19 protein-coding genes and 1 riboswitch are annotated in these 22676 nt (G+C 69.8%); of the genes, 11 read left to right on the forward strand and 8 right to left on the reverse strand.

All coding sequences use genetic code 11. The features are described from left to right. Positions 1-82: 82 nt before the first annotated feature. Positions 83-265, reverse strand: a riboswitch (cobalamin riboswitch). Positions 266-275: 10 nt separating this feature from the next. Beyond that, on the reverse strand, positions 276-1916 hold the full coding sequence (locus W7U_RS02635) for a helix-turn-helix domain-containing protein (RefSeq protein WP_008254561.1): 1641 nt from the start codon (positions 1914-1916) through the stop codon (positions 276-278). Between the two features lie 83 nt (positions 1917-1999). On the opposite strand from W7U_RS02635, the gene pruA reads away from it, so the two are divergent. Together pruA and W7U_RS02645 are read left to right on the forward strand one after the other, a co-directional pair. Continuing rightward, positions 2000-3631, forward strand: a complete 1632-nt coding sequence (pruA, locus tag W7U_RS02640; protein ID WP_008254563.1) for an L-glutamate gamma-semialdehyde dehydrogenase — start codon at positions 2000-2002, stop codon at positions 3629-3631. Next, positions 3631-4590, forward strand: a complete 960-nt coding sequence (locus W7U_RS02645) for a proline dehydrogenase family protein (RefSeq protein ID WP_008254565.1) — start codon at positions 3631-3633, stop codon at positions 4588-4590. The genes pruA and W7U_RS02645 overlap by 1 nt, the downstream gene beginning before the upstream one ends. 116 nt (positions 4591-4706) lie before the next feature. On the opposite strand, the gene W7U_RS02650 is transcribed toward W7U_RS02645, so the two are convergent. Genes W7U_RS02650 through W7U_RS02670 form a run of 5 tightly spaced genes read right to left on the reverse strand, consistent with a single transcriptional unit; the run spans position 4707 to position 7922 of the window. Beyond that, positions 4707-5318 (reverse strand): TetR/AcrR family transcriptional regulator, encoded by a 612-nt coding sequence (locus W7U_RS02650; protein ID WP_008254567.1) that lies wholly within the window; start codon positions 5316-5318, stop codon positions 4707-4709. 15 nt (positions 5319-5333) lie between these two features. After that, complete coding sequence (locus W7U_RS02655) at positions 5334-6515, reverse strand: lipid-transfer protein (RefSeq protein ID WP_008254570.1); 1182 nt, start codon at positions 6513-6515, stop codon at positions 5334-5336. Next, on the reverse strand, positions 6512-6961 hold the full coding sequence (locus W7U_RS02660) for a MaoC family dehydratase (RefSeq protein WP_008254573.1): 450 nt from the start codon (positions 6959-6961) through the stop codon (positions 6512-6514). Before W7U_RS02660 ends, W7U_RS02655 begins: the two co-directional genes overlap by 4 nt. Continuing rightward, positions 6958-7377 carry a Zn-ribbon domain-containing OB-fold protein gene (locus tag W7U_RS02665; protein WP_008254575.1) on the reverse strand — a complete coding sequence of 140 codons (420 nt, stop codon included), beginning with the start codon at positions 7375-7377 and terminating at the stop codon, positions 6958-6960. The genes W7U_RS02660 and W7U_RS02665 overlap by 4 nt, the downstream gene beginning before the upstream one ends. After that, positions 7377-7922, reverse strand: coding sequence for a MaoC family dehydratase N-terminal domain-containing protein (locus tag W7U_RS02670; RefSeq protein WP_008254577.1), 546 nt, complete (start codon positions 7920-7922; stop codon positions 7377-7379). The genes W7U_RS02665 and W7U_RS02670 overlap by 1 nt, the downstream gene beginning before the upstream one ends. Positions 7923-8120: 198 nt before the next feature. Between W7U_RS02670 and W7U_RS02675 the strand changes: the two genes are divergently transcribed. The 4 genes from W7U_RS02675 (at position 8121) to W7U_RS02690 (ending at position 13496) form a co-directional block, all read left to right on the forward strand. Then, positions 8121-9581 carry an aldehyde dehydrogenase family protein gene (locus W7U_RS02675; RefSeq protein ID WP_008254580.1) on the forward strand — a complete coding sequence of 487 codons (1461 nt, stop codon included), beginning with the start codon at positions 8121-8123 and terminating at the stop codon, positions 9579-9581. Between the two features lie 132 nt (positions 9582-9713). Beyond that, entirely contained in the window at positions 9714-10622 is a 909-nt protein-coding gene (locus W7U_RS02680; RefSeq protein WP_008254583.1) for an alpha/beta hydrolase, read from the forward strand. 29 nt (positions 10623-10651) lie between these two features. After that, positions 10652-12067, forward strand: a complete 1416-nt coding sequence (locus W7U_RS02685) for an acyl-CoA synthetase (protein WP_008254584.1) — start codon at positions 10652-10654, stop codon at positions 12065-12067. A gap of 163 nt (positions 12068-12230) precedes the next feature. Continuing rightward, entirely contained in the window at positions 12231-13496 is a 1266-nt protein-coding gene (locus W7U_RS02690) for an MFS transporter (RefSeq protein ID WP_008254586.1), read from the forward strand. Here W7U_RS02690 and dapD read toward each other — a convergent pair. Further along, a complete protein-coding gene (gene dapD / locus W7U_RS02695; protein ID WP_085976842.1) occupies positions 13493-14446 on the reverse strand; it encodes a 2,3,4,5-tetrahydropyridine-2,6-dicarboxylate N-succinyltransferase in 954 nt (317 codons plus the stop codon). The two genes, W7U_RS02690 and dapD, sit on opposite strands and share 4 nt — an antisense overlap. A gap of 307 nt (positions 14447-14753) precedes the next feature. Between dapD and W7U_RS02700 the strand changes: the two genes are divergently transcribed. From W7U_RS02700 to dapE, 3 genes are all read left to right on the forward strand, one after another. Continuing rightward, complete coding sequence (locus W7U_RS02700) at positions 14754-15566, forward strand: PE domain-containing protein (protein ID WP_008254590.1); 813 nt, start codon at positions 14754-14756, stop codon at positions 15564-15566. 37 nt (positions 15567-15603) lie between these two features. Further along, complete coding sequence (locus W7U_RS02705; RefSeq protein ID WP_008254594.1) at positions 15604-16764, forward strand: PPE family protein; 1161 nt, start codon at positions 15604-15606, stop codon at positions 16762-16764. Between the two features lie 161 nt (positions 16765-16925). Then, the gene (dapE, locus tag W7U_RS02710) at positions 16926-17990 is read left to right on the forward strand and encodes a succinyl-diaminopimelate desuccinylase (protein ID WP_008254596.1); all 1065 of its coding nucleotides are present in this window, start codon (positions 16926-16928) and stop codon (positions 17988-17990) included. On the opposite strand, the gene W7U_RS02715 is transcribed toward dapE, so the two are convergent. Then, complete coding sequence (locus W7U_RS02715) at positions 17987-20104, reverse strand: ATPase AAA (protein WP_036428612.1); 2118 nt, start codon at positions 20102-20104, stop codon at positions 17987-17989. The two genes, dapE and W7U_RS02715, sit on opposite strands and share 4 nt — an antisense overlap. An 87-nt stretch (positions 20105-20191) precedes the next feature. On the opposite strand from W7U_RS02715, the gene W7U_RS02720 reads away from it, so the two are divergent. Both W7U_RS02720 and fadD6 read left to right on the forward strand, forming a co-directional pair. After that, on the forward strand, positions 20192-20755 hold the full coding sequence (locus tag W7U_RS02720) for a TIGR00730 family Rossman fold protein (RefSeq protein WP_008254600.1): 564 nt from the start codon (positions 20192-20194) through the stop codon (positions 20753-20755). A 75-nt stretch (positions 20756-20830) separates the two neighbouring features. Continuing rightward, positions 20831-22609, forward strand: coding sequence for a long-chain-acyl-CoA synthetase FadD6 (gene fadD6, locus W7U_RS02725; RefSeq protein ID WP_008254603.1), 1779 nt, complete (start codon positions 20831-20833; stop codon positions 22607-22609). Positions 22610-22676 lie beyond the last annotated feature (67 nt).

Here is a 22676-nt window from a genome sequence, read left to right on the forward strand (position 1 = left end):
CCGCTGTGACGGCGGCATTGAAGGCCACCCATGCCGGACGAAACATGGACGTTGACAGCTCTCTCGGGGTACACCCGCCCCGGGTCGCAGTACGCGATGACGCGAGTGTCCTGGCTCTCGGATCGCCGCTCGCCTCGCCTTCCAGCTTTTCAGCCGTGGCCGTTGAGGTTCGCTCCCCGATGACAGTGGCGGGACCGCGCCGGATTCGCACCGGCTTCCTGCGTCGTCATCACCTTACGGGGTGACATTCTTGCATCCCCTCCGAGCAAATGTCGTCAAATCGTCCCAAGGCGGTCGGCGCGGACCGGCGTGCCCGTGTGTCGGCGCCGTTCCAGGATCCGCAGTCCCAGCGAGAACAGCAGCCGGACCTCGGGGTCGGCCAGCGAGGTCGACAGCAGCTTCTCGATTCGCCGCACGCGGTAGCGAACCGTATTCGGATGCACCCGCAATGCCTGTGCGGCCGCGGCGATGTCGCCGAAGGCGTCCAGGTAGGTCCGCAGCGTTTCCGCGAGCACCGGATCGTCTTCGCCCAGCTGCACGATCCGCGGATCGATCAGGCGCTCGTCGCTGCCGACCAGGGTCACGATCTCGTCGACCAGGACGGTGGTGCGCGCTTCGGCCAGCGAAGTCACCTGCCCGAACGAAATGGGATGGCGCTCAGCGCTGTCCAGCACGCGATCCACCTCGACGCGCGCCGCGGCGGCCCCGGCCAGGCCCGCGACCGGAGCCGCGATGGCCGCCCGCAGCTGCACCCCGAGCTCGGCGCGCATGGCGCCGATGGTGCCCCGCACCCAGGAGATGACCGACCGATGCTGCGTCTGGGTCCGGGCCACGGGAAGCAGCACGTACGTTCGTGAACCGTTCGAGGCCACCTGGGCGTCGCGGCGGAATGCGCTGGCGCTCAGCGCAATTATGTCGGCGAGCCGCGCCTGGCCGGCCGAAGCGTCGGCGGCGTCCCACCCGATCAGGGCTGCGGTGGTGTCGGCGGCCAGTCCGAGTTCGCCGGCGATGATCGCGGCGTCGACGGGTTCGTCGGCCAGGCCCAGCAATTGCTGGACCCGCCGGGCGTGGGTGGAGGGCCGGGCCGCCAGCCGCCACATGATGCGGGCGGCCAGCACGGCGGCGCCGCGCAACATCTCCTCGGCGTCGTCGGCCAGCGGTTGTGAGCCCTGCTGCACCCAGATGGTTCCGGCGAATTCGCGCGGGCGCCGCGCGTCGGTCGCGGGCTGGTGGATCCCGAGGGCCAGCCGCGGGCGCAGGCCCAGCTCGGGCCGCTCGTCGACGCGCACCACCTCGGTGCCCGATCGCAGGGCATCGAAGATGCCCCATTGGCCGATCCACTCCAGATGTTCGGGCGGGCCGGCCCTGCCCAGGATGGAAAGGCGCCGCAACTCGTCGGCTTCGTCGTTGGACGCCGAGTAGGCCAAGACATGGGATTGCGCGTCCTCGATGCTGACCATGCCGTGGATGCGGTCGGCGAGCGACTGCGCCAGCCCGAACAAGTCGGTGCCCGAGTCGTCCATCGCGTCGGCGCGGTCGCCGTGATGCTCGAGGACGTGATTGACCAATTGGTAGAGGCGTTCCCACCGGGCGCGCGGCTCGACGGCCACCACCGCCGCGCCCGCCGCGACGGCCGTGCTCACCAGCGCGGGGGAGGGCTCTTTGACGAAGATGGCCACCGGCACGCGCGCGCGCGACTGCCTGCCCATCCATCGCATCGCCTCGTCGTCGGCGACCCCCAACAGGAAGAAGACGTCGGCGGCGCCCGCCGCGGCCGCGAGACCCAGGCGCACGTCGTCGGAGTCGATCAGCGCGGCCGAACCCACCGGCAGGTCCAGGCCACGGGGGGCATCGGCGAGGCTGACCAGGGTCGCGTCCAGCGCGAGCAACAGCTGACCCAGCCCCACACCGGCCATGTTGTCCGATTCTACTATGAATCCAGTCGTGTATTGTTCGATCAGCTAACTCCATGCGCGATCGCCGCGAGGATCCTGGCGTCATGGACGCCGTCACTCAGGTCCCGATGCCGGCCAACGAGCCGGTCCACGACTACGCGCCGCGTTCCCCGGAACGCACCCGACTGCGCGCCGAACTGACCGCGCTGGCCGAGCATCCGATCGACCTGCCGCACGTCATCGGCGGCGATCACCGGATGGGCGAGGGTGAGCGCATCGATGTCGTCCAGCCGCACCGGCACGCCGCGAAGCTGGGCACCCTGACCAACGCCGTGCACGCCGACGCGACGGCGGCGATCGACGCCGCGATGGCCGCCAAAAGCGGCTGGGCGGCAATGCCGTTCGACGAGCGGGCGGCGGTGTTCCTGCGCGCCGCCGACCTGCTGGCCGGGCCGTGGCGGGAGAAAATCGCCGCCGCGACGATGCTCGGCCAATCCAAGTCCGCCTATCAGGCCGAGATCGACTCGCCGTGCGAGCAGATCGACTTCTGGCGCTTCAACGTGGCGTTCGCGCAACAGATTCTGGCGCAGCAACCGATCAGCGGGCCGGGGGAGTGGAACCGCAGCGAGTACCGCCCGCTCGACGGCTTCGTGTACGCGATCACGCCGTTCAACTTCACCTCCATCGCGGGTAACCTGCCGACCGCCCCGGCGCTGATGGGTAACACCGTGATCTGGAAACCCTCGATCACCCAGACGTTGTCGGCCTATCTGACCATGCAGCTGCTCGAGGCCGCCGGCCTGCCGCCCGGGGTGATCAATCTGGTGGCCGGCGACGGCTTCGCGGTCTCCGATGTGGCGCTGGCCGATCGGCGGCTGGCCGGCATCCACTTCACCGGGTCGACGGCCACCTTCCAGCGGCTGTGGTATCAGGTCGGCACGAATATCGGCCACTACCACAGCTATCCGCGCCTGGTCGGCGAGACCGGCGGCAAGGACTTCGTGGTCGCGCACGCGTCCGCGCGCCCGGATGTGTTGTGCACGGCCCTGATTCGCGGGGCCTTCGACTACCAGGGGCAGAAATGCTCGGCGGCATCGCGGGCCTTCATCCCGCAGTCGGTGTGGCGCCGCATGGGTGACGACTTTTTGGGGGAGACGGCCGCGCTGCGCTACGGCGACGTCACCGATCTCGCCAACTTCGGCGGCGCGCTGATCGACCGGCGCGCCTTCATCAAGAACGTCGACGCCATCGAGCGGGCGAAGGGCGCGCCACACGTGACCATCGCCGTCGGCGGCGAATATGACGACCGCGAAGGCTATTTCGTACGCCCCACCGTCTTGCTGTCCGATGATCCGACCGATGAGTCGTTTTCCACCGAATACTTCGGGCCGCTGCTGTCGGTGCACGTCTATCCCGACGACGATTACGACAGGATCCTCGACGTCGTCGACCGCGGTTCCCGGTACGCGCTGACCGGCGCGGTGATCGCCGACGACCGGGACGCCGTGCTGACGGCCCAGCACCGGCTGCGGTTTGCCGCCGGCAACTTCTACATCAACGACAAGCCGACGGGCGCGGTCGTCGGGCGCCAGCCGTTCGGGGGCTCGCGCGGCTCGGGCACCAACGACAAGGCCGGATCGATGCTGAACCTGTTGCGCTGGACGTCGGCCCGCACCATCAAGGAGACGTTCGTCCCCGCCACCCGGCACACCTACCCGCACATGGGCGCCGAGTGATGCCCGGAGTCTTCGCGAGCACCCTGCGCCCGGCGATCCTGGCGGCGGCACGAGGCGACGTGGTGCGCCGCGCCGCCCAGCGGTTGCCGGTCACCCGTCGTGTGGTGCGCCGCTTCGTTCCCGGGGAGACGATCGGATCCGCGCTGAATGGCGTTGCGGCGCTGCGCTCGTCGGGCCGGCTCGTCAGCGTCGACTATCTGGGCGAGGACGTCCTGAGCACCGACGACGCCGACGCGGCGGTGCAGGTCTACCTGGAGCTGATCGACGGTCTGGGCGACCTCGATGCCGGGGGCGACGTGGTGCGGCCGCTGGAGGTCTCGATCAAGTTGTCCGCGCTGGGACAGACGCTGGGGCGCGACGGGCACAAGATCGCGCGGGAGAACGCGTGGTCGATCTGCGATGCGGCCCGGCGCGCGGGTGTGTGGGTGACGGTGGACGCGGAGAACCACACCACCACCGAGTCGACGCTGTCCATCGTGCGCGATCTGCGGGCCGAGTTCGCTTGGCTGGGCGTGGCTTTGCAGGCATATCTGCGGCGCACGCCGGGCGACTGCGAGGAGTTCGCGGCGTCCGGGGCCCGGGTCCGGCTGTGCAAGGGCGCCTACGACGAGCCCGCGTCGGTGGCGTATCGCGGGCGGGCCGAGGTGACGGAGGCGTACCTGGCCTGCCTGCGGGTGCTGATGACCGGGACTGGCTACCCGATGGTGGCCTCCCACGACCCGGCTGTGATCAACGCGGCCAGCGCCATTGCCCGCGAATCGGGCCGTGGCGCCGGCGAATTCGAATACCAGATGCTGTACGGCATCCGCGACGACGAGCAGCGCCGCCTCACCGGGGCCGGTAACCACGTGCGCGTGTATCTGCCGTTCGGCACGCAGTGGTACGGGTACTTCATGCGGCGACTGGCCGAGCGGCCCGCCAACCTGACGTTCTTCTTGCGGGCTTTGGTCGGGCGCTGAGCCGGTCGCGTTGAGTGTGCGCTCACGGCTTCGAGTGTGAGCCTACGGCGGCGACACGCCGATGATCCCAACCCAGGATTCACACGCAAAGCCGACGATTGACACGCAAAGCCGCTTCACTGAGCGCGGCGGGGCCGCGGCCGGTCGCTGGCGAAGCCGCGCACCACGTGGGCGCGCACGAACTCCGCGGCCACGTCGGGATCGTCCATGTCCAGGGTCGACGACGGAGTGCTGAAGAGCGAGAACAGGATCCGTGCGAACCACTCGCCGGCCGCCTCGACGTCGAGATCCTTGCGCACCTCGCCCGTGAGCCTGGCGGCCGACAGGTACGGGGCGAAGAACTCGACGCATTCGCGCAGCAGCACGCGGGCGTCCTTGGTCAGCAACAGGCTGATCGCATCCTCGTCAAAATACTTCTCGGAGGCAATGGTCCGCCGCGCCTGGGTGACGAATACCGCTGCGCGACTGAGCTTGTCCTCCAGCGTGCTGCCGCGGCTCATCGCCTTGGTCATCTCGCGGTAGAACTGCTGCGACGCGTGCTCGGCGCACGCCTCGACAATCGCGGCCTTGTCGCTGAAGTACTCATAGATGGTGCTGCGGGATACCCTCGCTTGCTTGGCGATGTCGACGATCGTCGCCTTGTCCAATCCCTGCTTGCCGAAACACGTGAACGCCGATTCGACGATGAGCTCGCGGGTGTCTGCGGCCTGGGCCGGTTGAGTCGTCACAAGACCAACGTCCCCTCAGCCCGCCGGCGCGAGGATCAGCCCACTGGTGGGCACGCCGGTTCCGGAGGTGACCAGAACGTGTTCGACGTTGTCGACCTGGTTGTGCGAGGTGCCGCGGACCTGGCGCACCCCTTCGGTGATGCCGTTCATCCCGTGGATGTACGCCTCACCCAACAGGCCGCCGTTGGTGTTGATCGGAAGATCGCCGCCTAACGACAGTCGCTCGACGGTGGCGAAGTCCTTGGCCTCGCCGCGCCCGCAGAAGCCCAGTTCCTCGAGCTGGGTGAACACGAACGGCGTGAAGTGGTCGTAGATGAAGGCGGTTTGGATGTCTTGCGGCTTGAGGCCCGAATCGCGCCACAGCTGGCGGGCCACCACCCCCATCTCGGGCAGACCGGTGATGTCGTCGCGGTAGTAGCTCGTCATCATCTCGCCGTTGTAGGCCGCGCCCTGCGCGGCCGCGGTGATGATGGCCGGGGGCTGCCGCAGGTCGCGGGCGCGTTCGGCGCTGGTGACGACGAGCGCGACACCGCCGTCGCTCTCCTGGCAGCAGTCCAGCAACCGCAGCACCGGTTCGACGATCCAGCGCGAATTCTGATGATCTTCCAACGTGATCGGGCGCTGGTAGAACCAGGCGTCGGGGTTTGTCGCCGCATGCTTTCGGTCGACGACGGCGATCCGGCCGAAGTCGGAGTTGGTGACGCCGTACGTCGACATGTACCGCTGGGCGTGCATCGCGACCCAGGCCGCGGGAGTGAGCAGCCCGAACGGCGCGTAATGCGCCATGAACAACGGGGTTTCGGCCATGCTGCGCCCACTGCCGCCGAACCGGAACCCGGAGCGTTCGTTGAAGGCACGCCAGCACACCACGACATCGGCCACGCCCGTGGCGACCGCCATCGCCGCGTGCACCACGGTGCCGGCGGCGGCGCCCCCGCCGTGGTGCACGCGGGAGAAGAAGCTCAGATCGCCGATGCCCACGTTGCGTGCGATGTCGATCTCGTCGCTGGAATCCATGGTGAACGTGACCATGCCGTCGACGTCGCCGGGGGTCAGGCCGGCGTCATCCAGCGCGGCGCTGACGGCCTCGCACGCCAATTGCAGTTCGCTGCGCCCGGATTCCTTGGAGAACTCCGTCTGACCGATCCCCACGATGGCGCAGCTTCCGGGAAGGCTGCCCGGACGCGTCCGGCTCATGCGCCCGGCCCGTCGAGCAGGCTGAGCACCGCGGTGCCGGAGACGTGGTCGCCCAGGCTGTTGGCCCCCGCGAAGGTCACCTCGACAAAGTTCTCGCCCCCCGAGCCTTCACGCTTTCCGGTGACGCTGCCGGTGAACCGCAGCGGATCGTCCGGAAAGCACGGCACGCCCAGGCGAATCGACAGGTTCTTGACCATCGCCTCGGGCCCCGCCCAATCGGTGAGGAAGCGTACGCAATAGCCGTTGGTGGTCAGGATGTTCATGAACAAGTTCGGCGAACCCCGCTGCTTGGCGTAGTCACGGTCGTGATGCACGGGCATGAAGTCACGGGTGGCGATCGCGCCGGCAACGATCATCGTGGTGGTGATCGGGATTTCCAGGGGCGTGACCTCGTCACCGACCGAAATGTCCCGCCACTGCAAAGTGCGGTTCGCGGTGGTCGTCATGCCTGTCCTTCCGAATCGATTGCGCGGCACCGGAATTGGTGCAACACGAGGCCGTCGTCGAACGTCTGGTAGTAGACTTCCACCGCCAAACCGGTTGTCACGTCGGACGGATCGATGCCGGTCAGGTTGGACACCAGCCGCACCCCTTCCTCGAGTTCCACCAGCGCGACGACGTAGGGATAGTCGAAGAACGGGAACTTGGGTTCGTGTGGCATCACGTAGCTGTACACCGTGCCGAGGCCGCAGGCCTCGATCGTGTCCCACTCGAGAGAACGGCAGTGCGGGCACATTGGCCTGGGCGGGTGGCGGAGCTGCCCGCAGCCGCCGCACCGCTGAATCAGGAGTTTGTTCTCCCGCAATCCATTCCAGAAGAATTCGGTGTCCGGGGTGATCGCCGGCGCCAGACGGGCCGCCATCAGTTCGCCGGCCTGAATCGCAGCACCCGGAATCGCTGCCGCCCCAACACTTCGCCGTTCTGGTCGGTGTAGGTGGTCAGCCACGTCAGAAAGAAACCGGTGCCCAGCGCCGTCTTCTTCTCGTCGGAGACCGATTCGTAGACCGTCGTCGCGCTGATCACATCGCCCAGCCGAGGGTAACGCTCGATCTCGAACTCCGAATTGGTCGCCACCGTGCTGGTGTAGCCGGCCTCGTCGAGGAATTCCGTTGGGTTGCTTTTGATCTCGATCGGTGCCCCGCCACGCTCGCCGATTCCCTCCAGTATCGGCGATGGCATCGTCCACGTCTGCAGCATCACCGGTGGCGACACGATGCCGCCGAACCGGGACGAGGCCGCGAACTCCGGGTCGAGGTACACCGGGTTCATGTCGGCCATCGCGTACGCCCAGTGCCGGATCATCGGCTGGTTCACCGGGTCCGGCGCCACCGACGGCTTCCCGGTGCCGCCGGTCGGCTGCCCGACGAGGGCCCGCACCCTGGCGCTGACGGATTCTGGGTCGGTCACGTAGCAAGCCCCTCTCGCAGAACACCTTGATCCGACAGATTGATGCGATCTGTCTCGCGAGATGTGTGTACTCTGCGCCGTCGCATGCTGTCAATACAACAGCAAAGTGCACGAGGAGCTCCGGAATTCGTGCAAGTGACGATTGACGGCGGCCGCTGGGACGGGTACACCAAGTGATCAGATGACCGGAGGAAGCACATGGCCGATTCGCCCGCCCTTGTTCAGTCCTATCCGCTCTACATCGATGGCGACTGGGTCGAGCCGCAGGACGGCCGCTATGACGACATCTCTCCGTCGACTGAGGACGTGATCGCCACCGCGCCCGACGCCAGCGTCGCCCAGGTCGGTGAGGCGATCGCCGCCGCGCGCCGCGCGTTCGACAGCGGACCCTGGCGCACCGTGAGCGCCGAGGAGCGCGCCGGGTGCCTCAACCAGTTGGGCGAGGCGCTGAGCAAACAGGCCGACGACTTCTTCGCGCTGTCCCAGGTGGAGTGGGGCTGCGTTGCCAACGAACGCATCATGCAGATCGACGGCGCCGGCTTCATGTCGATGCACGCCGCCCAGCTGGCCACCCAGTTGAAGGACGAAGAGGTCACCGGGATGGGCGCCGGCACCACGTTGCTGCGCCATGAACCCCTGGGTGTCGTGTCGGTGCTGACCCCGTGGAACTTCCCGCACTGCCTCAACGTGATGAAGCTGAATCATGCTCTGGCCGCAGGCAATACCGTCGTGCTCAAGCCCTCGCCGCTGACCCCGCTGGCCGGGCTGGCGCTCGCGCGGATCATCGACGAACACACCGACATCCCGCCGGGCGTGGTCAACGTCGTCACCCCCTCCGGGGTCGAGGCGGCCAGGTTGCTGACCAGCGATCCGCGGATCGACATGGTGAGCTTCACCGGCAGCTCGGTGGTCGGCCGCCAGGTCATGTCCGCCGCCGGCGACACGATGAAGCGGATCCTGCTCGAGCTCGGCGGCAAGTCCGCGAGCATCGTCCTGGACGACGCGCAGGTCACCGACGAGATGCTGCAGCAGATGCTGTTCGACTGCTGCTCGCTGCACGCCGGGCAGGCCTGCATCCTGCACAGCCGGCTGCTGCTGCCCGATTCGCTGCACGACGACGTCGTCGACCGGCTCGCCGCGCTGGCGCGTGAGGTCAAGGTGGGCGATCCCGCCGATCCCGACGTGCAGATGGGCCCCCTGATCAGCGCGGCGCAGCGGGACCGGGTCGAGGCCCACGTCGCCGGTGCTCTCGACGACGGGGCGAAGCTGGTGACCGGCGGCGGCCGTCCGGCCGGCTTGGACGTCGGGTTCTACTTCGAACCGACGATTCTGTCCGACGTCGAGCCGAATTCGACCATCGCGCAAGAGGAAGTGTTCGGTCCGGTGTTGACGGTGCTGCGCTACCGCGACGACGACGACGCCGTCGCCATCGCGAACAATTCGCAATACGGCCTCTCCGGGGCGGTATGGGGCGGCGACGTCGACCGCGCCGTCGGCGTCGCACGCCGCATCCGTACCGGACAGATCGCGGTCAACGGCTGCGGCCCGGGCGGCGCGCCATTCGGCGGCTTCAAACTCAGCGGGCTGGGCCGCGAGGGCGGCGGAATCGGCGGGCTACACCAGTACATGGAGCCGATGGCCATCGGCGTCCCCGCGTGACGGGCTCCGCTCCACGAAATGCCCTGCGCCAGAGGGGAATCCGACGCCGACCTGGCGCCTTAGCGCTGAGCCCGTCGGGCACCGGCCCGGTCCACCTTTGGTAAACCGTGCGTCCCATGCCAAGCTGCTGACATGGCCATCGAGATCGCCCGCCCCAAACTCGAAGGAAACGTCGCCGTCGGCGAAGACCGCCAGATCGGCTTCGCCGAATTCGGTGATCCGCAGGGCCGCGCGGTCTTCTGGCTGCACGGCACTCCCGGCGCGCGCCGCCAGATCCCCACCGAGGCCCGCCTGTACGCCGAGAACCACAAGATCCGGCTGATCGGCCTGGACCGCCCCGGGATCGGCTCGTCGACACCACATCGGTACGAGAACATCCGCGCGTTCGCCGAGGACCTGCGGACCATCGCGGACACGCTCGGCATCGACAAGATGGCCGTCATCGGCCTGTCCGGCGGCGGCCCGTACGCGCTCGCCTCGGGCGCGGTGCTGTCCGAGCGCGTCGTCGCCGCCGGCATCCTCGGCGGCGTCGCGCCCTTCCTCGGCGACGAGGGGATCACCAGCGGCCTGATGAACTTGGGCAAGCGGGTGGCGCCCCTGCTGCGGCTGGGCGGTGACCCGCTGAGGATCGGTGCGAGCCTGGTGGTCCGGGCGATCCGCCCGGTCGCGAACCCCGCGCTGTATTTGTATGCCGCGATATCGCCCGAGGGCGACCGGCGCCTGCTGACCCGGCCCGAGTTCGGGGCCATGTTCCTCGACGACCTGCTCAACGGCAGCCGCAAGCAGCTGGCGGCCCCCTTCAACGACATCATCCTGTTCACCGGGGACTGGGGATTTCGGCTCGACGAGGTCAAGGTCCCGGTGCGCTGGTGGCACGGCGACAGCGACCACATCGTGCCGTTCGCCCACGGCCAGCACGTCGTGGCCAGGCTGCCCGACTGCGAGCTGATCGTGCTCCCGGGCGAAAGCCACCTCGGCGGGCTGGGGCGCGGCGAGGAGATCCTGTCCACCCTGATGAAGATCTGGGACGAGCGGGGCTGACCTCGTCCGGCGCCGGGTAGCCTGCTGACGTGCTGCTGGCGTCCCTTGATCCCTCGGTCCTGACCGCCACCGATGTCGCCGACGCGGTGCGCATCGACGGCACCGTGCTCAGCCGCAGCGACCTCGCCGGAGCCGCGACGTCGGTGGCCGAACGGGTGGGCGGCGCGGGCCGCGTCGCCATCCTGGCCGCCCCGACCGCCGCGACGGTGCTGGCCGTCACCGGCTGCCTGATCGCGGGTGTGCCCTTCGTCCCGGTGCCCGCCGACGTCGGCGCCGCCGAACGCCGCCACATGCTCACGGACTCGGGAGCCCAAGCCTGGCTCGGGGCGGCGCCCGACGAGACCGGGGGACTGCCGCACATCCCGGTGCGGCTGCACGCCCGCTCCTGGCACCGCTATCCCGAGCCCTCGCCGGACGCCACCGCGATGATCATCTACACCTCGGGCACCACCGGGTTGCCCAAAGGGGTGGTGCTGAGCCGGCGCGCGATCGCTGCCGACCTCGACGCGCTGGCGCAAGCCTGGCAATGGACGGCCGACGACATCCTGGTGCACGGTTTGCCGCTCTTTCACGTGCACGGCCTGGTGCTGGGACTGCTCGGCTCGTTGCGGATCGGGAATCGCTTCATCCACACCGGGAAACCGACGCCGGAGGGCTACGCCGCGGCCCGCACCGACTTCGGCGGCACGCTGTTTTTCGGCGTGCCCACCGTGTGGTCGCGGGTCGGGGCCGACGAGGCGGCCGCCCGGGCGCTGGGCCCGGCGCGGCTGCTGGTCTCCGGAAGCGCACCGCTGCCGGTTCCGGTGTTCGACCGGTTGGCCGCCCGCACCGGACACCAGCCCGTCGAACGCTACGGCGCCTCGGAATCGCTGATCACCATTTCGACGCGGGCCGACGGCGAGCGGCGCCCGGGGTGGGTCGGCCTGCCGCTGGCCGGGGTGCAGACGCGGGTGCTCGACGACGACGGCGGCGCGGTGCCGCACGACGGCGAAACCGTGGGAAAGCTCCACGTTCGCGGTCCGATGATGTTCGACGGCTACCTGAACCGGCCGGACGCCACCGCCGAGGCGTTCGACGCCGACGGCTGGTATCGCACCGGTGACGTCGCCGTCATCGACGGCGGGGGGATGCACCGCATCGTGGGACGCGAGTCGGTCGACCTGATCAAGTCCGGCGGCTACCGCATCGGTGCGGGCGAGATCGAGACGGTGTTGCTCGGCCATCCGGGCGTGCAGGAGGCCGCGGTGGTCGGGATGCCCGACGCGGACCTGGGTCAGCGCATCATCGCCTACATCGTCGGATCCGCCAACGGCGACGAACTGATCGACTATGTCGCGCAACAACTTTCGGTACACAAGCGGCCACGCGAGGTGCGCGTCGTCGACGCACTGCCCCGCAACGCCATGGGCAAGGTCCTCAAAAAGGAGCTGCTGTCCGACGGCTGAGCGCCTTGCGCGCGAGCCTACCCACACCGCGAATTTCAGCGCGATTCTTCGCAGTCCCGTTACGCCCGCGGTCCGAGCGGCGGCAGGTACCGTCGTAACGGTGCAAGGACGGAACGTACCCCCCGCCGGCGCCGCCGCGACCGTCGTAACGGCGCCCACGCCGATGCGGCGGATCGCCATCGCCTGCCTCGTGGGCTCGGCGATCGAGTTCTACGACTTCATGATCTACGGGACCGCCGCGGCACTGGTGTTCCCGATGGTGTTCTTCCCGCACCTCAGCCCCTCCGGCGCCACGATCGCCTCGATGGGGACGTTCGCGACGGCTTTTTTGTCCCGGCCCCTCGGTGCGGCGGTGTTCGGATACTTCGGGGATCGGCTGGGGCGCAAGAAGACCCTGGTCGCCACGCTGCTGATCATGGGCGTGTCAACGGTGTGCGTGGGCCTGGTCCCCAGCTCCGGGGTGATCGGTGCCGCCGCGCCGCTGATCTTGGTCGCGCTTCGGCTGCTGCAAGGATTCGCCGTAGGCGGCGAATGGGCGGGGTCGGCGTTGCTGAGTGCCGAATACGCCCCGGCCGACCGGCGCGGCCGATACGGCGTGTTCACCTTGATGGGCGGCGGCATCGCGGCCGTGCTGAGCAGTGCGACCTTTCTCGCGGTCAACCTCACCATCGGCGAGGGCAGTGCGGCGTTCCTGCAGTGGGGATGGCGGGTGCCGTTTTTGCTCAGCGCGGTGTTGGTCGGGCTCGCGCTGTATGTGCGCCTGAACATCGAGGAGACCCCGGTGTTCGCGGAGGAAAAGGCGCGGCAGCTGATCCCCAAAACCCCGCTCGCGGAGCTGCTGCGCTTGCAGCGCCGTGAGATCGCGCTGGCCGCGGGCAGCATCCTCGGCGCGTTGGGGTTCATCTACATGGCCCACACCTATCTGGCCATGTACGCGCACTCCCACCTGGGGTATTCGCGCAACTTCATCTGGTTCGTCGGCGCGCTGTGCGGGGTCGCGAGCATGGCGTTCATGGCGCTCTCGGCCACTCTGTGCGACCGGCTCGGGCGCCGTCGCATCATGCTGGTGGGGTGGAGCTGTTGTCTGCTGTGGTCGTTTCTGGTGATGCCGCTGCTGAACACCGGCAAACCCCTGGGGTACGCGGTGGCGATCGTCGGCATGTGCACGGCCGCGGCGATCGGCTCCGGCCCGACGGCGGCGTTCATCCCCGAACTGTTCGCCACCCGCTACCGCTACAGCGGAACGGCGCTGGCGCAAAACCTCGCCGGCATCGTCGGTAGCGCGTCGCCGCCGCTGATCGCCGGGACCCTGCAGGCGACATACGGCAGCTGGGCGATCGGATTCATGCTGGCCGCCCTCACAGCGGTCAGCCTGGCGTGCACCTACCTGCTGCCCGAAACCAACGGCACGGCGCTCGGCGTCGGTTAGTTGGCGTGCAGGTCCTCGTTGAGGGCGATGCCCTGGCCGCCGCGGGCCACCACCTCCACGGCCCCGCTCAGCGAATTGCGCCGGAACAACAGGTTATTGCCGCCGGAGAACTCCCGCGCCTTCATCTGTTTGCCCTCGGGTGTGATGACCTTGGTGCCCGCCGTGACATAGAGGCCGGCTTCCACGACGCAGTCGTCGCCCAGTGAGATGCCCAGGCCGGCGTTGGCGCCGAGCAGGCACCGCTTGCCGATCGAAATGACCTCGGTGCCACCGCCGGACAGCGTGCCCATGATCGAGGCCCCACCGCCGACATCGGAGCCGTCGCCCACCACCACGCCGGCCGAGATGCGGCCCTCCACCATCGACGCTCCCAGCGTGCCGGCGTTGTAGTTGACGAAGCCTTCGTGCATCACCGTCGTCCCCGGGGCCAGGTGGGCGCCGAGGCGCACCCGGTCGGCGTCGGCGATGCGCACCCCGGTCGGCAACACGTAGTCGACCATCCGCGGGAACTTGTCGACGCCGTAGACCGTCACCGGTCCGTGGCGGCGCAAGCGGGCCCGCACGGCCTCGAACCTGTCGACGGCGCAGGGCCCGCGATTAGTCCAGACCACATTCGTCAATACCCCGAACAAGCCGCCGGCGTTCAGCCCGTGCGGCGCCACCAGCCGGTGCGACAGCAGATGCAGCCGCAGGTAGGCGTCGTAGGCGTCGGCGGCCGCCTCGTCGAGCGAGCCGATCACCGTGCGCACGGCGACGGTCTCGGTGCCGCGGTCGTCGTCCCGGCCGATCAATGCGGTCAGTTCGGGGGGAACGTCGGACAGCGCGAGTCGCGACGTGGCACCCGTGCCCGATCCGCTCAGTTCCGGTGCGGGAAACCATGTGTCGAGGATCGATCCGTCGGCGGCCAGCGTTGCCAGCCCGATACCTGCAGCTCCAGTCACGGCGGTCAGGTTACTTCCTGGGTGGTTGCGTAGGTCCGTCCACCCTGCACGGCAACGCGGAACCGGACGCCGCGAAATACACGGAGTGCACCGCCGCCTGTGAAACGCTGGCCCGCGCAACGTGATTCGGAGGCCCTGGCCGCGCGGCCGCTGCGCTGTGCGTGTCGAGGCCCACCGTCTTGCCAGGTCAACCGCGTGAACTCGGCCGTTTCGGGGTACCTCGGTCCCGGGGATCGGCTGGTCACGTCCTGAGCCTGGTGGGGAGCCACCGGCGCGGGTCCGCAAGGGGCCGGCTCGTTTAGAGAAGGAGAACACCATGTCCTTTGTCACCACACGGCCCGAGGCGCTGATGGCCGCGGCGAGCATGCTCGAAGCGCTCGGCTCCTCGATGGACGCCCAAAACGCCGCCGCCGCGGCGCCCACCACGAGCATCGCCCCGGCGGCGGCCGACGAAGTGTCCGCGCTGCAGGCCGCGCAGTTTTCCGCCTACGGCGCCTGGTATCAGCAGGTCAGCGCCCAGGCGAAGGCGATCCACCAGACGATGGTCAACAACCTGGACACCAGCGCCGGTTCCTATGGCGAGACCGAAACCGCGAATCGGGTGACGACCGCCGCCTCGTCGCTGTCGCCGTTTGCCGCCGGACCGACTGCGGCCGCCGACCCCCCGCCCCCGGGGAGCACCACCCTCGGGACCGGGATCGGGTGGGGCCAGAACGTCGGTGCCGCCGCGTCGGACTTCATCACCCTGGGGGAGGGGCAATTCGCTCCCGTCGTCGGCGCCTCGGGGATTCCCAACTTCACTCCCGGGCTCACCTCGGCGTCAGCGCCCGCGCCGGCGGCCCCCGCCGCCGTGGGTGCCGCGCCGGTGCTGGCGAGCATGGGCCGCGGGCCCGCGATCGGCGCGTTGTCGGTGCCGCCCAGTTGGGCGGCCGGCGGTGTCCCGTCGGTGAACGCCACCCCGACGCAATTGGTCGGTGCGGGCTTTACCAGCGCCGCGCCCCACGCCGCGCCGGTGACGACCGTGCCGGGCGGCCTGCCGTCGATGGCCACGAGCGGACGCGGCGGATATGGCCTCGGCGCGCCGCGCTACGGGGTCAAGCCGACCGTCATGCCCAAGCCAGCCATCTAGCACCCCACGAACCACAACCGAGAATAGGAGCGACGCAATGTCTTTCGACTTTGGAGCACTTCCCCCCGAGATCAACTCCCTCCGCATGTACACCGGGGCGGGGGCGGCGCCGATGATGGCCGCCGCGGCGGCCTTCAGCAGCCTCGCCGACGAATTGAGTACGACGGCCTCGGCCAGCCAGTCGGCGATCTCTAACCTGACCGGCGAGGAGTGGATCGGGCCCTCCTCGTCCGCAATGGCCACCGCGGTCGAGCCATACATCACGTGGATGCACACCACCGCCGCCCAGCTGCAACAGGCGGCCTCCCAGGCCATGGCGTCGGCCGCGGCCTACGAGGCGGCATTTGCGATGACGGTCCCGCCCCCGCTGATCGCGGCGAACAGGGCCCAACTCGCGGCCCTGATCGCAACGAACGTCTTGGGTCAGAACACCGCGGCCATCGCGGCCACCGAGGCGCAGTACGGCGAAATGTGGTCCCAGGATGCCGCCGCGATGTATGGCTACGCGGCGGCGTCGGCGGCCGCGGCCAAGTTGAGCCCCCTGACCTCGCCGGCGCCGACGAACAACCCGGGCGGACTTGGGGCGCAGGCCGCGGCCGTTTCCCAGGCCGCGGCCACGGGCGCGCAGACGAGCGGCCTCCAGCAGACCGTCACCAACGCGCCCAACGCGGTTCGGGCACTGGCGGCCCCGCTGGCCGACCCGCCGTCGGCACTGAGCGGGCTGGACAGCTTCTTGGGCAACCCGGTGGTGAACAACGTCGGCAACGCCGGTTTCGACGTGGTGGCCTGGAACGTGTTCAACACCATGGTGTCCAACATCCTTTACAACCACACCCTCGACGTGGCGGCGGCCACCGGCACGGCCAGCGATGTGGGGGGTGCAATCGGCGGCGGCATGTTGGTGGGCGCGGCGGCCCCGGCGAGCACCGCGGGCGTCGGCGCCGCGCCGGTGCTGGCGAGCATGGCGTCGGCCTCACCGGTCGGCGGCTTGTCGACGCCCGCCGCGTGGTCCGCGGCCACGCCTGCGCCTGCCGCCGCGACGGCCGTGGGTTCGGGGTGGACCGCGCCGGTCGAAGAGCCGCACACGACGTGGGCGACGGGCATGCCGGCGGTGGCCTCGGCCGGGCGCGGCGGCTACGGCATGGGCCCGCGTTACGGGGTCAAGCCGACGGTGATGCCCACGCGGTTGCTCGTGTAGCCGCTACGCCCGGCTCCGCCGCGCTTGCGATCGCCACTGGGTCAGATGGTGGCGACCCGCCGCGCCCGGCTCCGCCGCGCTTGCGATCGCCACTGGGTCAGATGGTGGCGACCCGCCGCGCCCGGCTCCGCCGCGCTTGCGATCGCCACTACCCTGAGACCGTGCTGGACTTACGCGGGGATCCGATCGCGCTGACCGCGGCGCTGGTCGACATCCCCAGCGAATCGAGGAACGAGGCGCGCCTGGCCGACGAGGTCGAGGCCGCGCTGCGCGCTCAGACCTCCGGCTTCGAGATCGTCCGCAACGGCAACGCCGTGTTGGCGCGAACCCGACACCAGCGGCCGTCGCGGGTGCTGCTGGCCGGCCACCTGGACACCGTCCCGGTGGCCGGAAACCTGCCCAGCCGTCACGAGGGCGGCGAGCTGCACGGCTGCGGCACCGCCGACATGAAATCCGGGGACGCCGTGTTCCTCCATCTCGCCGCCACCGTCGCCGAACCCGTGCACGATCTGACGCTGGTGATGTACGACTGCGAGGAAATCGATGCGGCGGCAAACGGTTTGGGCCGCATCGAACGCGAACTGCCGGACTGGCTGGCCGCGGACGTGGCCATCCTGGGCGAACCGACGGGCGGCTACATCGAAGCCGGTTGCCAGGGCACCCTGCGCGTGGTCGTCAGCGCCACCGGGACCCGCGCCCACTCGGCGCGATCCTGGTTGGGGGACAACGCCATTCACAAACTGGGTGCCGTGCTCGAACGGCTGGCCGCATACCAGGCGCGCAGCGTGGACATCGACGGCTGCACGTACCGCGAGGGCTTGTCGGCCGTGCGCATCGACGGCGGGGTGGCGGGCAACGTCATTCCCGATGCGGCCGCGGTGACGGTCAACTTCCGCTTTGCCCCGGACCGGTCGGCGCCCGACGCGCTGCAACACGTGCACGACGTGCTCGCCGGACTGGACGTGCACATCGAACAGACCGACGCCGCGGCCGGGGCGATGCCCGGGCTGTCCCAGCCCGCCGCCAAGGCGTTGGTCGAGGCGGCGGGCGGCAACGTGCGGGCCAAGTACGGCTGGACCGACGTCGCGCGGTTCGCCGCGCTGGGTATACCGGCGGTCAACTTCGGCCCCGGCGACCCGAATTTGGCGCACCGGCGCGACGAACGCGTGGCGGTCGCCAACATCACCGCGGCGGTGGACATGCTGCGCCGCTACCTGGCCGGCTAGCCGCCGCAGCGTCGAGCCTGCGCGGCAGCGTCGGCGGCGGCCGCGTGCATCCCGATCGAGGTCAGCTCGTCCGACACCGCCCGCAACGCCTCGGCATCGCCCGCAGTGAGCGCGCGGGCGTGGGCCAACGCGATTCTGCCCACGACACAATCGATCTCGTCGCAGAGCCGGGCCAACGGATCGCCGGCCCGGCTGTCGCCCAACCGCACGGCCTCGTGCCAGACGCGCACCGCCACGGCGCGCTGACCGCCGCGCTCGGCCGCGCGGGCGGCCTCGCGCGCGGCGGCCACCGCGCCGTGCGAGTCGCGCAGCAACGCCAGCCGCCACGCGCGCGCCACCCCGAGCTCGGGGGCGAACAATGCCGACTTGGTTCCGTGCCGGGATTCGGCCCTGCTCAACGCTTTTGCCGCGGCGGCGGTATCTCCGAGCTGGGACAGCGCGGTGGCCAGCAGCGTCAGCGACAGCGGCCCCCACGAATAGCCGGTGCGTTCCAGGGTGGCGGTCGCCGGGATCAAAATATCTGCCGCGGAAGCGAATTCGCCGCCGGCAAGCAGCACATGCGCCAGCAGCACCTCGCCGATCGCGCGGCCCGGCTGCTGCAGTTCGGCGAAATCGGTGAACTGCCGGGCCAATTGGCGGGCCTCGTCGAGCCTGCCCGCCATCAACAACGTGGTCGTCTGGCCCAGCCCGATGGTGAAGCGCAGCAGCCCGGGATGTTCGGCTCCCAGGGCGCGCTGCGCCAACGGCTCGACGTCACCGAACCGGCCCCGCCGCGCCGCGCACAACGCGGCCGCGCTGCCGGCCCAGGCCACCGCCTGGTCGTCGGCCGACGCCGAGGCCAGCACCTCCTCGGCGACCTTGACCGCGTGCCCGACGTTGCCCGCGTTCATCGCGAAGGTCGCGCTCAGCGCGTCCAGCGTGGTCCGCGGCCCGGCATCCGCGACGCGATTGCGAACGGTCCGCAAGAACGCCGTCGCACGCTCCGGCTCGCTCAGCATCCAGAACTGGTTCGCCGCCCGCAGCAACGCCCACTCCATCAGGGCGGCTTCGGTCAATCCGGCGGAGTCGACGTCGGCCAACAGCGCATCGGCCTCGCGGCCGCGGCCCTGCCATCCCAGCGCGTGCGCGAGCGCGAGCCGCGCCGCCAGCCCGCCGGAGCGCTCGAGCGCCGAGCGGGCCAGCCGCTCGCCCAGCGCCATGTCACCCAGCCTCAGCGCCTGCTGCGCGGCGGCGACGACGTCGGCGGGCCGTCGGCGCGCGTCGCTGTCCAGCGCCAACGACATCACCCGCAGCCGGTCGCTGAGATGCTCGGATGGACGCTGCGACAGCAACGTGACCAGCTCGGTGCGTCGTTGTCGCGCGTCGTCGGGGTCGAGCGCGGCCAGCGTCCGCTCGGCGAACAGCGGGTGGGCCGTGTAGACGACGGGGTCCTCGGAGGCCCCGCCCCGCACCCGGGTCTCGGCGGCGCCCCACTTGACCGCCTCGGCCACCGCGCCGTCGCCGGCCAGCACGGTCAGGTCGGCGAGCGACAGCGGCTCGCACACGGCGAGATACTCCAGCACCGACCGGGCCGGCGCGGGCAGCTCGGCGAGGAAGGCGTCCACCTCCGCGGGCGGCGTCGTCCCGCCGGGCGGCTCGATATCGATCCGGTCGAGCAGGCCGTCGCTCCACAGCGCGGCGATCGCATCGGGGGAGGCGTCGGCGCGGGCGGTGACGATCAGCCGCACCGCCCCGGCCCGCGCCAGCTGGTAGACGAGCGTGGCCGACAGCACGTCCAGGTGGTGGGCATCGTCGACGACGAGCAGCAGGTCGTCGCCGCCCAGCGAGGCGCGCGCGGCCCGCAGCAGCGCGGCCGGCTTGCCGATGTCGGCGATCTGCACCAGGTGGCTGAAGGCCCCGAAGGGCACCGCGCGTTCGGTCGGGGTGCCGGTGACCCAGCGGACGAGCGTGTCGGGATGTTGACCGGCGAAGTGCTCGGCGGCCACGCGGGCCAAGGTGGATTTGCCGACGCCGTCGGGCCCCAACACCGCCGCTCCCCGGCCCCCCGCGGCCAACGCCGCATCCAGCCGCTCTGAGGCCGTCGCATGTTGGGGGACGTTCCATCGAATCGGCACTGCCGGATTTTATGGCGCGCGGGCCCGCCGGCACGGCGAAAGCCCCACATATGAGCGGTGATCGCAATTGGTCTACCTTTGGCGGATATGCCCGGGGAACGCGATTCAGCCCGCGAGTGGGCGGTGTGTGTGTACTGCGCGTCCGGTCCGCAGCATCCCGAATTGCTCGGTGTCGCTGCAGAACTCGGCGAGTCGATCGCGGAGCGCGGCTGGACGCTGGTGTGGGGCGGTGGCCGCGTTTCGGCGATGGGCGCGGTGGCGAGCGCGGCGCGGGCCCGCGGGGGCCGGACCGTCGGCGTCATCCCCCAGGTCTTGATGCGGCGCGAGATCGCCGACGCGGACGCCGACGAGCTGATCGTCAGCGACACCCTGCACGAGCGCAAGCAGATCATGGAAGACCGCGCCGACGCGTTCATCGCGCTGCCGGGCGGCATCGGCACCCTCGACGAGTTGCTCGACACCTGGACGACGGCCTACCTCGGTCTCCACGACAAACCCATCGTGCTGCTGGACCCCGTCGGCCACTACGAGGGGCTGTGGACGTGGTTGTGCGGCTTGCTCGACACCGGTTACGTCTCCCAGGTGGCGATGGACCGATTGGTGCTGGTCGACAAGGTGGGCGCGGCGCTGGACGCGTGCGCGCCCGGCTGAGCCCGCCGGCCGGTCCCAGCCCCTACTAGGCTTTCCGCCGAGCTTGACTTTTTCCAAACGAATCGAGGGGATCACGTGTCCGATCGTGACGGGGGAGCGCGCACGGCGGTCAAACTGACCGACATCGCATCTCGGGTGCCGGCCGTGCTGGCCGACCTGCCGGTGATCGCGCGCGGCGTGCTGACCGGGCTGGCGGCCCAGCCGGGGTCCAAGAAATCGATCGGCACGGTGTTCGCCGACCGGGCCGCCCGCTACGGCGACCGGATCTTCTTGCGCTTCGGCGACCAGCAACTGACCTACCGCGACGCCAACGCGGCCGCCAACCGGTACGCCGCGGTGCTGGCCGCCCGCGGCGTCGGCCACGGCGACGTCGTCGCCATCATGCTGCGCAACTCGCCCAACGCCGTGCTGGCCATGCTGGCCGCGGTCAAGTGCGGTGCGGTCGCCGGCATGCTCAACTACCACCAGCGCGGCGAGGTCCTCGCGCACAGCCTCGGCCTGCTGGAGGCCAAGGTGCTCATCGCCGAGACCGATCTGGTCAGCGCCGTGGCGGACTGCGGGGGCTCGGGCGGCACCCAGACGCTGACCGTCGAAGACCTCGAACGGTTCGCGGCGAGCGCCCCGGCCACCAACCCGGCGTCGGCGTCGGCCGTGCACGCCCGGGACACCGCGTTCTACATCTTCACCTCGGGCACAACCGGTTTCCCCAAGGCCAGCGTCATGACGCACCTGCGCTGGCTGAAGGCGCTCGCGGCGTTCGGCGGCATCGGGTTGCGGCTCAAGAGCTCGGACACCCTCTACTGCTGCCTGCCGCTGTACCACAACAACGCGCTGACGGTCGCGTTGTCGTCGGTGATCACGTCGGGAGCGACGCTGGCGCTCGGCAAGTCGTTCTCGGCGTCGAAGTTCTGGGACGAGGTCATCGCCAACGACGCGACGGCGTTCATCTACATCGGCGAGGTGTGCCGGTATCTGCTCAACCAACCGGCCAAGCCGACGGACCGAGCGCACAAGGTCAGGGTGATCGCCGGGAACGGCCTGCGCCCGGAGATCTGGGACGAGTTCACGAAACGGTTCGGCATCGCGCGCGTCTGCGAGTTCTACGCCTCCAGCGAGGGCAACGCCGCGTTCATCAACGTCTTCAACGTGCCCCGCTCCACCGGTGTCTTCCCGATGCCGTTGGCCTACGTCGAGTACGACCCCGACACCGGTGCCCCGCTGCGCGGCGACGACGGGCGCGTGCGCCGGGTGCCGGCCGGGGAGCCGGGCCTGTTGCTCAGCCCGGTCAACCGGCTGCAGCCGTTCGACGGCTACACCGATCCGGAGTCCAGCGAAAAAAAGTTGGTGCGCAACGCTTTTCGTGAGGGCGACTGTTGGTTCAACACGGGCGACGTGATGAGCCCGCAGGGCATGGGACACGCCGCGTTCGTCGACCGGCTGGGCGACACCTTCCGCTGGAAGGGCGAAAACGTGGCCACCACCCAGGTCGAGGCCGCACTGGCATCCGATGACTCCGTCGAGGACTGCACGGTCTTCGGGGTCGAGGTGCCGCGCACCGGCGGTCGCGCCGGGATGGCCGCGGTCAAGCTGCGCGACGGCGCCGAGTTCGACGGGCAGTCGTTGGCCCGCGCCGTCTACGAGCAGCTGCCCGGCTACGCGCTGCCGCTGTTCGTGCGCGTGGTCGAGTCGATCGAGCAGACCACGACCTTCAAAAGCCGCAAGGTGGAGTTGCGCGAGCAGGCCTACGGTCCCGACGTCGAGGACCCGCTCTACGTGCTGGCCGGACGCGACGAGGGCTACGTGCCGTTCTACGACGAGTACCCCGACGAGGTGGCCGAGGGTAAACGCCCGTAGGGCCGGCCGCGCCGATCGGTCGGTCGCGAGCGTAACCACACTGCGAGAGGGCGAGTCGGATTTCGCA

The sequence above is a fragment of the Mycobacterium sp. H4Y genome, from assembly GCF_000364405.1.
Taxonomy (GTDB): Bacteria; Actinomycetota; Actinomycetes; order Mycobacteriales; family Mycobacteriaceae; genus Mycobacterium; species Mycobacterium intracellulare.